Consider the following 8,439-nt stretch of genomic DNA (forward strand, 5'->3'; position numbering starts at 1 on the left):
CTCAGCCGACCGGGCCGCCGAAGGCCTCGATACGGTCACCGTCAGCCAGCTTCACCATCGCCCGCTTGGTGGCCTTGCGCTGCCCGAAACCGGTACGGGTCCGCTTGCGCTTGCCTTCGCGGTTGAGCGTGTTCACCGTCAGGACGCGGACGTTGAAGATCTGCTGGATCGCGATCTTGATCTCGGTCTTGTTGGCGTCCGGGTGAACCAGGAACGTGTACCAGTTCCGGTTCAGCTCGCTGTAGCTCTTCTCGGAGACGACCGGCGCGACGATGATGTCGCGGGGGTCGGCGATGGTGGTCACTTGTCGCCCTCCTCGGTCTTCGACGCCGCCGGAACGCGCGTGAACTCGTCCAGGGCTTCCTTGGTGAAGACCACATCGTCGGCGACCAGCACGTCGTAGGTGTTGAGCTGGCCGGCCTCGATCAGGTGCACGCTCGCCTCGTTACGCAGCGACAACCAGTTCAGCTCGTCGGTGCTGCTCAGCACGACCAGCACCCGCCGGGCCTCGGTGGCCTTGCGCAGCGTGGCGATGGCGGCCTTGGTCGACGGCTTCTCACCGGTGACGAACGCCTCGACCACGTGCACGCGGCCGGCGCGGGCCCGGTCGGAGAGCGCGCCACGCAGTGCGGCGGCCTTCATCTTCTTCGGGGTCCGCTGGCTGTAGTCACGCGGCACGGGGCCGTGCACGACGCCACCGCCGGCGAACTGCGGGGCGCGGATCGAGCCCTGCCGGGCCCGGCCGGTGCCCTTCTGCTTGTACGGCTTCTTGCCGCCACCGGCGACCTCGCCGCGGGTCTTGGCCTTGTGCGTGCCCTGGCGGGCGGCCGCGAGCTGGGCCACCACGACCTGGTGCATCAGGGGCACGTTGGCCTGTACGTCGAAGATCTCGCCCGGGAGGTCGACCGAACCGCTCTTGCCGCCTTCGGCGCTGAGGACGTCAACCGTCGCCATTACTTCACACCGCCCTTCTTGGCCTGGGTCTTGGCCGCCGAGCGGACCAGCACCAGCGCGCCCTTGGGGCCGGGGATGGCGCCCTTCACGAGCAGCAGGTTGTTCTCGGCGTCGACCGCCTGCACGGTGAGGTTCTGCACCGTGTAGCGCACACCACCCATGCGGCCGGCCATCCGCACGCCCTTGAAGACGCGACCGGGGGTCGCGCAGGCGCCGATGGAACCGGGCGAGCGGTGCTTGCGCTCGACACCGTGGCTGGCACGCAGGCCGTGGAAGCCGTGCCGCTTCATGACACCGGCGAAGCCCTTGCCCTTGGTCTTACCGGTCACGTCGATCGTCGCGCCGGGCGCGAAGCTGTCGACGGTGACCTCCTGGCCGAGCTCGTAGTCGCTCGCGTCGACCGTGCGGAGCTCGACGATGTGCCGGCGCGGGGCAGTACCCGACTTCGCGAAGTGACCCGCCCGCGGCTTCTTGACCTTGCGGGGGTCGATCGCGCCGTACGCCAGCTGGATGGCCGAGTAGCCGTCCTTGTCACCGGTTCGCACCTGGGTCACGACGCACGGGCCGGCCTGCACCACGGTCACCGGCACAACCCGATTGTTGTCCCAGACCTGGGTCATGCCGAGCTTGGCGCCCAGGATGCCCTTAACTTGCCTGTCCATTAGTCGCAGTCCCTACAGCTTGATCTCGATGTCGACGCCAGCCGGCAGGTCGAGGCGCATGAGCGAGTCGACCGTCTTCGGGGTCGGGTCGATGATGTCGATCAGACGCTTGTGCGTGCGCATCTCGAAGTGCTCGCGCGAGTCCTTGTACTTGTGCGGCGACCGGATGACGCAGAAACGGTTGATTTCCGTGGGCAGCGGCACCGGGCCTGCGACCTGCGCCCCGGTGCGCGTCACCGTCTCGACGATCTTCCGCGCCGAGGAGTCGACGACCTCGTGGTCGTAGGCCTTGAGCCGGATGCGGATCTTCTGTCCCGCCATGGTGGCTTCTGTTCCTTCTCTCGATGCCGCTGTGTCGCGGGGCTTCCCCCGGCTTCCGCCCACCCCCGCGGTCGGGCGTGTCGCGCCCTGGAGCCAGGCTCCGCCCCGGATAACCGAGCCGACCTGGGGTGTTTCGCGGGGCTGACCCCGTCCGGGGGTCGAGGCGCCGACCGTGTCTCCACGGGCCGGACACCGTGCGAGGGTGGTTGACTGCTGGGCAGCCAACCACCCTGCGCGGACGCAACCTGACTAGTATGCCGTACCTCGTACGGCAACGCTAATCGGGGTTACCTTTTACTTGACGATCTTCGTGACGAACCCGGCGCCGACGGTCCGGCCACCCTCACGGATCGCGAACTTGAGGTTGTCCTCCATCGCGATCGGCTGGATGAGCTTGACCGACATCGACGTGTTGTCGCCCGGCATGACCATCTCGGTGCCCTCGGGCAGCGTGACGACACCGGTGACGTCGGTGGTACGGAAGTAGAACTGCGGCCGGTAGTTCTGGAAGAACGGGGTGTGCCGGCCACCCTCCTCCTTGGAGAGGATGTAGACGGTCGCCTCGAACTCGGTGTGCGGGGTGTTCGTACCCGGCTTCACCACGACCATGCCGCGCTCGACCTCGTCGCGCTTGGTACCGCGCAGCAGCAGGCCGACGTTCTCACCCGCGCGGGCGTCTTCCAGGGTCTTCCGGAACATCTCGATCGCGGTGACCTTGGTCTTGATGCCCTTGTCCTTGATGCCGACGATCTCGACGTCCTCGTTCGGGAGGAGCACACCGCGCTCCACCCGGCCGGTGACGACGGTGCCACGACCGGTGATCGTGAAGACGTCCTCGACGGGCATGAGGAACGGCTTCTCGGTCTGCCGCTCCGGCTGCGGGATGGCGGTGTCGACCGCACCCATCAGCTCCATGAGCGCGTCGGTCCACTGCGGGTCGCCCTCGAGCGCCTTCAGCGCCGAAACCCGGACGACCGGCAGGTCGTCACCCGGGTAGTCCTGCGCCGACAGCAGCTCGCGCACCTCGAGCTCGACGAGCTCGAGCAGCTCCTCGTCGTCGACCATGTCGCTCTTGTTGAGCGCCACGACGATGTACGGCACACCGACCTGACGGGCCAGCAGCACGTGCTCGCGGGTCTGCGGCATCGGGCCGTCGGTCGCCGCCACCACCAGGATCGCGCCGTCCATCTGCGCGGCACCGGTGATCATGTTCTTGATGTAGTCGGCGTGACCGGGGCAGTCGACGTGAGCGTAGTGCCGCTCCTCCGTCTGGTACTCGACGTGCGCGATCGAGATCGTGATACCGCGGGCCTTCTCCTCCGGCGCCTTGTCGATCTCGTCGAACGGCGTGTAGGGGTTGACGTCCGGGTACCGGTCGTGCAGCACCTTGGTGATGGCCGCGGTCAGCGTCGTCTTACCGTGGTCGATGTGACCAATGGTGCCGATGTTGACGTGCGGCTTAGTCCGCTCGAACTTCGCCTTCGCCACTGGTGTCCTCCTGTGGACTTCTTGGTTCGTACGCCCCGGGCGCCCATTGCGGCGCCCAGAACTCTGTCGACTTGGGTCTTGCGGCAGTGACGCCTTCAGGCCCGGTACGGCAGCTCGCCCGAAGGCGAGCGGGGATCACTCCCCGGTCGCCTTTGCGATGATCTCCTTAGCCACGCTCTGCGGAACCTCGGCGTAGGAGTCGAACTGCATGCTGTAGCTAGCCCGGCCCTGGGTCTTCGACCGCAGGTCGCCGACATAGCCGAACATCTCCGACAGCGGCACCAGGGCGCGGACGACGCGGGCACCGCCGCGCTCCTCCATCGCCTGGATGATGCCACGGCGGGAGTTGAGGTCGCCGATGACGTCACCCATGTTCTCCTCCGGAGTGGTGACTTCAACGGCCATCATCGGTTCGAGGAGCGCCGGGTCGGCCTTGCGGGCCGCCTCCTTCAGCACCATCGAACCAGCGATCTTGAATGCCATTTCCGACGAGTCGACCTCGTGGTACTGGCCGTCGAGCAGCGTCAGCTTGACGCCGACCAGCGGGAAGCCGGCCAGGATGCCGTACTGCATGGCGTCCTGGGCGCCCGCGTCCACCGAGGGGATGAACTCCTTGGGGATGCGGCCACCGGTGACGGCGTTGGAGAACTCGTACGTCGCCGACTCGTTGTCCAGCGGCAGCGGCTCGAGGCTGACGATGACGCGGGCGTACTGACCCGAACCACCGGTCTGCTTCTTGTGGGTGTACTCGACCTTCTCCACCTTGCGGCGGATGGTCTCGCGGTACGCCACCTGAGGCTTACCGATGTTCGCCTCGACGTTGAACTCGCGCCGCATCCGGTCCACCAGGATGTCCAGGTGCAGCTCGCCCATGCCGGCGATGACCGTCTGCCCGGTCTCCTCGTCGTTCTTGACGCGGAAGGTCGGGTCTTCCTCGGCCAGCCGCTGGATCGCGGTGCTGAGCTTCTCCTGGTCGGCCTTGGTCTTCGGCTCGATCGCCACCTCGATGACCGGCTCGGGGAAGGTCATCGACTCGAGGATCACCGGGTTGGCCGGGTCGCACAGCGTGTCACCCGTGGTGGTCTGCTTCAGACCCTGTACGGCGATGATGTCGCCAGCCTGGGCCGAGCCGCGCTCTTCCCGCTTGTTGGCGTGCATCTGGTAGATCTTGCCGATGCGCTCCTTGCGGTCCTTGGTGGAGTTGACCACCTGGGAGCCGGACTCGAGCTTGCCGGAGTAGACCCGCACGTACGTGAGCTTGCCGAGGTGCTTGTCGGTCTGGATCTTGAAGGCGAGACCGGAGAACGGCTCGCTCACCGCGGGCTTGCGCTGCAGCGGCGTCTCGCCGTCGGTCGCCGTGCCCTCGATCGCCGGGATGTCCAGCGGCGACGGCAGGAAGCTGACCACCGCGTCCAGCATGGGCTGGATGCCCTTGTTCTTGAACGCGGTGCCGGTCAGGACCGGGTTGGCCTTGCCCGCGATCGTGGCCCGCCGGATGGCGGCCTTGATCTCGTCGGCGGAGAGTTCCTCACCCTCGAGGTACTTCTCCATGACCGCGTCGTCGACGTCGGCGAGGGTCTCGAGCAGCTTCTCGCGCCACTCGGCGGCCAGCTCGGTGAGGTCGGCCGGGATCTCCTCGACCGCGTAGTCCTCACCCTTCTGGGTCTCGCCGCGCCAGGTCAGCGCACGCATCTCGACCAGGTCGACGACACCGATGAAGTCGGCCTCGGCGCCGATCGGCACCTGCAGCACCAGCGGCGTCGCCTTGAGCCGGTCGATCATCATCTGCACGCAGCGGAAGAAGTCCGCGCCGGTCCGGTCGAGCTTGTTGACGAAGCACATCCGGGGAACGTTGTACTTGTCGGCCTGCCGCCACACGTTCTCGGTCTGCGGCTCGACGCCGGCGACACCGTCGTAGACGGCGACGGCACCGTCGAGGACCCGCAGCGACCGCTCGACCTCGACCGTGAAGTCGACGTGGCCGGGCGTGTCGATGATCTGGATCGTGTGGCCCTTCCACTCGCACTTCGTGGCGGCGGAGGTGATGGTGATGCCGCGCTCCTGCTCCTGCTCCATCCAGTCCATGACGGCAGCGCCCTCGTGGACTTCACCGATCTTGTAGGTGATGCCGGTGTAGAACAGGATCCGCTCAGTGGTCGTGGTCTTACCGGCATCGATGTGCGCCATGATGCCGATGTTGCGTACGTTGGCGAGCGCGTCTGCGGCGGCCACTTCAATCCCTACTTGTCGTCTCGTCTACGAACCGTTGATTACCAGCGGTAGTGCGCGAAGGCCTTGTTGGACTCGGCCATCTTGTGCGTGTCCTCACGCCGCTTGACGGCGGCACCAAGGCCGTTGCTCGCGTCGAGCAGCTCGTTCATGAGGCGCTCGACCATGGTCTTCTCGCGGCGGGCCTTGGAGTACGTCACCAGCCAGCGCAGCCCGAGGGTGGTCGCCCGGGCCGGGCGCACCTCGACCGGCACCTGGTAGGTCGCGCCACCGACACGGCGGCTGCGGACCTCGAGGGTCGGCTTGACGTTGTCCATCGCGCGCTTGAGCGTGACTACCGGGTCGGTGCCCGACTTCTCGCGGCAGCCCTCGAGCGCTCCGTAGACGATCCGCTCGGCCAGCTGACGCTTTCCGCGCAGGAGGATCTTGTTCACCAGCTGGGTGACCAGCGGCGAGTTGTAAACCGGGTCCGCGACCAGGGGGCGGCGCGGAGCGGGGCCCTTACGCGGCATGTCAGCTCTTCTCCTTCTTCGCGCCGTAACGGCTACGGGCCTGCTTGCGGTTGCGGACGCCCTGGGTGTCCAGCGAGCCGCGGACGATCTTGTAACGCACGCCGGGGAGGTCCTTCACACGGCCGCCACGCACGAGCACGATCGAGTGCTCCTGAAGGTTGTGGCCGACGCCCGGGATGTAGGCGGTCACCTCGATCTGGCTGCTGAGCTTCACACGCGCGACCTTGCGCAGCGCGGAGTTCGGCTTCTTCGGGGTGGTGGTGTAGACGCGCGTGCAGACGCCACGGCGCTGCGGGCTGCCCTTGAGCGCTGGCGTCTTCGTCTTGGTCGTCTTGGCCTGTCGGCCCTTACGGACCAACTGCTGAATGGTGGGCACCGGGTTTCTCCGCTCCCTTCGGCCGCTTCTCACGCGGCCGCGCTGTTCTGCCGTAGCCACCCGGGCGGGCGGCTCTACTACATTCCGACCAGGTCTTCCGTCAGGAGCCCCGGCACCCGCGGTCGGGCGTGTCGCCAGGCCCGCGGTTTGACGCGAACTTCCGAACGCGTCGGTTTTGTCTTCTCACGGCGCCTGTCGATGGCCTACAGCCAGATCGCGAGCACACGCGAGTTGCCCGGGCACGCCCGGGCACGAGGGGAAAGAGTACCCACCATGAGCGCACAGGTCAAAACGGGCCTGCGTGTGCCTCCCACAGCGTCCACACTTACGTCGACACTTGCATCGAGTCGCTGCCCGCCACGGATTTCCGCCCGTCGTGAGCAACCCCCAGTCAACAAGTGTAACGGCTCGCACGGCGACCGGCTTCGGGCCCCCGCACGCGGTCAGGCCAGCTGCAACAGCAGCGCCAACGCGAACGAGAAGACCGTGATCCCCAGGCCGGTGGCGCCGCAACTCACCGCGGCGATTGCCCAGCCGCGCCCGGTGAACCGGACCGCCGACGGCTCGGCCGTACGCATGATCTGTCGTCGCGCGATCAACCCGAGTACGAGCCCGGCCAGCCCGAGCAGCCCGCCGAGCACGGCGAACGCGCCCGCCACCCAGCCGCCCCAGCCGTCCTGCGCCCCGGCCAGCCCGAAACAGGCGACGAGCAGCGAGACCAGGATCGAACCGATCCCGGCGACGAGTGCCCCGACGGCCAGCCCCGAGGTGACCGGCGGCACGTCGAGGTGCACCACGGCGAACCCCGTACCGGGGACCGGCTCGACCCGGCTCGGCCTGCGCCAGGTTTCCCTCGGGGGCGCGGGCGGGTGATGGTGGCCGGGCGGCACGACCGGCGGCGGAGCGCCCATCGGCGCGTACGGGGCCGGGCCGCCGGCGGGCACGGCGCCTCCTGGAAAGCCTGCCATCTGGGCGGCGGGCGGCGGCGCGGCGGCCGGAGACATGACGGGCGGGGGTGCCGGGGCACCCGGCCGCGCCCAGGGGTTCGCCGGCTGAACCGGAGCTGGCGCGGCGAACCCGACCGGAGCGCCGGCAGCCGCGGACGTGTCGCTCGGTCGGTCGGGCGACGGCTTGTGAAGGCTCGGCGCAGGCGCCGGTGGTGTGGTCGCCGGCTCCGCGGGTGGTTCGCCCGACGGCTGCGACCGTACCTCTTCCGTCACGAACGTCCCCTCTCCGCAACCGACGGCCGCACCGCCCCGGTCCGGGCGTCGCGCCCGGAACCTTCCCACACCGACCGGTCGGGTCGGGCTGTCCGTCTCGCCGCCGATCCATCGGATCGGTCGTCCGTACTCGCCGCCGACCCGTCGGTCGATTATCCGTTCCTCGACCACCGTGCCTGGGGCGTCCGGATCGCACGAGCCAGGCTACCGCCGAGCGGCCGTCGCGGTATCCCGGCGGGTCCGCACGGCTAGTCGACGGTCGGCGCGAAGTCCTGCCCGGTCGGGCTGTTGGCCAGGTTGATCAGCCCGATCACGAGGGCGATCACCAGGGTGGTGGCGGCCAGCGCGAGGCCCGTCCAGGCGAGGCGCTCGCCGCGGTCGAGCCACGCCGATCCGGTCAGGTATCCACCCGACGCGTACGCCTCCCGGCGGGCCTGTCGGGACAGCAGCAGGGCGATCGTGGCGGGTGCGACGCCGCCCACGAACACGCCGGTGACCGCGGCGACCAGGCCGAGCCAGAAGACGGTCATCGCCTTGGTGGACCGGACCGGGTCGGGATCGAGCGGATGGCGCGACGCCGCGGGCGGCGGGACGGTTACCGGCGTCGTGTTCACCACCCCAGCCTACAAAGACCGGGCGCCGGGGCGCGGGCGGCAGGAACAAGGGACCGCCCCGCG

At 68.4% G+C, this 8,439-nt stretch carries 10 protein-coding genes; all 10 read right to left on the reverse strand.

The features are described 5' to 3' along the window. Position 1: 1 nt before the first annotated feature. Positions 2 to 304 carry a 50S ribosomal protein L23 gene (gene rplW / locus AB0I42_RS04535; RefSeq protein ID WP_212823052.1) on the reverse strand — a complete coding sequence of 101 codons (303 nt, stop codon included), beginning with the start codon at positions 302 to 304 and terminating at the stop codon, positions 2 to 4. Then, on the reverse strand, positions 301 to 954 hold the full coding sequence (gene rplD / locus AB0I42_RS04540) for a 50S ribosomal protein L4 (protein WP_357534109.1): 654 nt from the start codon (positions 952 to 954) through the stop codon (positions 301 to 303). The genes rplW and rplD overlap by 4 nt, the downstream gene beginning before the upstream one ends. Then, entirely contained in the window at positions 954 to 1,616 is a 663-nt protein-coding gene (gene rplC, locus AB0I42_RS04545) for a 50S ribosomal protein L3 (protein ID WP_357534111.1), read from the reverse strand. The genes rplD and rplC overlap by 1 nt, the downstream gene beginning before the upstream one ends. A gap of 12 nt (positions 1,617 to 1,628) precedes the next feature. Continuing rightward, positions 1,629 to 1,937: a 30S ribosomal protein S10 gene (gene rpsJ / locus AB0I42_RS04550; protein ID WP_007073037.1), complete on the reverse strand. Its 309-nt coding sequence runs from the start codon at positions 1,935 to 1,937 to the stop codon at positions 1,629 to 1,631. A 294-nt stretch (positions 1,938 to 2,231) separates the two neighbouring features. After that, positions 2,232 to 3,425, reverse strand: coding sequence for an elongation factor Tu (tuf, locus tag AB0I42_RS04555; protein WP_212823058.1), 1,194 nt, complete (start codon positions 3,423 to 3,425; stop codon positions 2,232 to 2,234). Between the two features lie 135 nt (positions 3,426 to 3,560). Further along, positions 3,561 to 5,657, reverse strand: coding sequence for an elongation factor G (gene fusA / locus AB0I42_RS04560; protein WP_357534113.1), 2,097 nt, complete (start codon positions 5,655 to 5,657; stop codon positions 3,561 to 3,563). Between the two features lie 38 nt (positions 5,658 to 5,695). Then, a complete protein-coding gene (gene rpsG / locus AB0I42_RS04565) occupies positions 5,696 to 6,166 on the reverse strand; it encodes a 30S ribosomal protein S7 (protein WP_212823082.1) in 471 nt (156 codons plus the stop codon). Between the two features lies 1 nt (position 6,167). After that, positions 6,168 to 6,542, reverse strand: coding sequence for a 30S ribosomal protein S12 (gene rpsL, locus AB0I42_RS04570; protein WP_007465318.1), 375 nt, complete (start codon positions 6,540 to 6,542; stop codon positions 6,168 to 6,170). A 443-nt stretch (positions 6,543 to 6,985) separates the two neighbouring features. Continuing rightward, positions 6,986 to 7,486, reverse strand: a complete 501-nt coding sequence (locus tag AB0I42_RS04575) for a hypothetical protein (RefSeq protein WP_357534115.1) — start codon at positions 7,484 to 7,486, stop codon at positions 6,986 to 6,988. Between the two features lie 524 nt (positions 7,487 to 8,010). Then, a complete protein-coding gene (locus AB0I42_RS04580) occupies positions 8,011 to 8,376 on the reverse strand; it encodes a hypothetical protein (protein WP_357534117.1) in 366 nt (121 codons plus the stop codon). Between the last annotated feature and the right edge of the window lie 63 nt (positions 8,377 to 8,439).

The sequence above is a fragment of the Polymorphospora sp. NPDC050346 genome (assembly GCF_040655695.1).
Lineage (GTDB): Bacteria > Actinomycetota > Actinomycetes > Mycobacteriales > Micromonosporaceae > Polymorphospora > Polymorphospora lycopeni.